Source organism: Shewanella sp. CAL98-MNA-CIBAN-0140 (genome assembly GCF_040309905.1).
Taxonomy (GTDB): domain Bacteria; phylum Pseudomonadota; class Gammaproteobacteria; order Enterobacterales; family Shewanellaceae; genus Shewanella; species Shewanella psychromarinicola.
In genome coordinates this window covers 1-850 of record NZ_JBEOPI010000093.1, presented here as the reverse complement: position 1 = coordinate 850, position 850 = coordinate 1, and the positions used below count along the sequence as shown (strand labels likewise).

The window sequence follows — 850 nt, the reverse complement described above, 5'->3', positions numbered from 1 at the left end:
TACGTCCTTCATCGCCTCTGACTGCCAAGGCATCCACCGTATACGCTTGGTCACTTAACCATACAACCCAAATGAGTTTCACTTGCGTGAACCTCTGAGTCATATCATGACCAGCTGGTTTTTACTTGTCTCACCTCCGGGTAGGAAGTGGACTCGCCTTAGTTTTTTAGAATATTCAAGACACTTAAACAGTGTTTTGAGAACTCAAGATACCAATGCTTTCGCATCAGTATTATTTTTCGCACTAACGTAATCACACCAATAACAACGAATCATTATTCATGCGCCTTTAGTTAGTACTATCAGCTTTCCAAATTGTTAAAGAGCGGGCTTAAAAAAGCCAAAGATAAAGTTTCATTTATCTTTGGCATCTCTAACCTATGCATATGCTTATCATCATGATAAGTGTAAATGGTGGAGCTATGCGGGATCGAACCGCAGACCTCCTGCGTGCAAGGCAGGCGCTCTCCCAGCTGAGCTATAGCCCCATTTACATGCAGTTGAGATTTTACGTTTACCTTCAATGAAGGTCTTACCAAAAAAATTGGCTTGCCAATCGTTTCTAATCAAGGCGGTTGATAGCGACGTTTAGTACACTAAACAAGTTATCATCCAACGCAGAGTAGGAAAGATTGGTGGGTCAGAGTGGACTTGAACCACCGACCTCACCCTTATCAGGGGTGCGCTCTAACCAGCTGAGCTACAGACCCAACGTAATTTCTCTTTCTTTCTATCAAGTAATCTGTGTGAACACTCACATGCATTGCTGCACTTTTAGGTATTGAGTTAGTCGTATAGGTAAGGAGGTGATCCAGCCCCAGGTTCCCCTAGGGCTACCTTGTTACGACTT

At 43.4% G+C, this 850-nt stretch carries 2 tRNA genes and 1 rRNA gene; all 3 read right to left on the bottom strand.

The window, feature by feature from the left end:
• Positions 1-412: 412 nt before the first annotated feature.
• Positions 413-488, bottom strand: a tRNA-Ala gene (locus AAEY93_RS20285).
• Between the two features lie 145 nt (positions 489-633).
• Positions 634-710 (bottom strand) — tRNA-Ile (locus tag AAEY93_RS20280).
• A gap of 89 nt (positions 711-799) precedes the next feature.
• Positions 800-850, bottom strand: a 16S ribosomal RNA gene (locus AAEY93_RS20275); the annotation flags it as partial.